Source organism: Corynebacterium sp. MSK071 (genome assembly GCF_030232125.1).
Classification (GTDB): domain Bacteria; phylum Actinomycetota; class Actinomycetes; order Mycobacteriales; family Mycobacteriaceae; genus Corynebacterium; species Corynebacterium kefirresidentii.
In genome coordinates, this window is sequence record NZ_JASPJA010000044.1 from 1 (window position 1) to 668 (window position 668).

Below are 668 nucleotides of genomic sequence, written 5' to 3' on the forward strand. Positions count from 1 at the left end.
GGGTGATGCCGCGGTCGAGTTGGAATTGTTGTGGGTGGATGATGTTTTGTGCGTGCTTTGGCATAGTTGTTTCTCCTTTCTGGTGTGTACGGGGTTAGTGGTGGAGTAGGTGTTTGAGGTCGTCGTGGGTGCCTCGGTAGGCGTTGATGTCTACGACTCCGGGGTATCCGGCGGCGTGGCCGTTGGAGCCGTATTGGAGGATGTCGGGGGTGTGGTCGCCGAGTGGGTAGTTCCAGCGTGGGCTGTCGTCGCCTGGGTAGAGTTGTGCGGCGGTGCCGTGACTGTTTTGAGCTCCGTAGTTGGAGACCCAGAGGGCGCCGAGGCCGTCCATGGAGGGTTCGCCGCCTATCATTTTCTCCCAGTACCAGGCGCCGGAGTAGATGCCGGGGACGGTGTAGCCGCGGCATTCGAGTTCGTGTTTTGCTGCCCAGACGTCGTTTCCGGAGAGGAGGGCGTTGCCTGAAGGGTCGATGGATTCGACGTCTATCCAGATGGGGAGGTCTTTGCGGCCTTGTAATTGTTGGTCGATGGTGTCGACTTGTTGTGCGATGGTGGTGCCTTCGGAGGGGGCGCGGAGGTACCAGTATCCGCTGGTGATGAGTCCTGCGTTTTCTGCGTCCTTCAGGTGGGAGTTGAAGATGGGGTCTTTGTAGGTTCCGTCGCAGATG

At 59.3% G+C, this 668-nt stretch carries 1 protein-coding gene; it reads right to left on the reverse strand.

Annotated features, from left to right (window positions below; genetic code table 11):
* Nucleotides 1-94: 94 nt before the first annotated feature.
* A partial coding sequence (locus tag QP990_RS12125; protein WP_284799418.1) for a GH25 family lysozyme occupies nt 95-668 on the reverse strand: 574 nt, incomplete at its 5' end.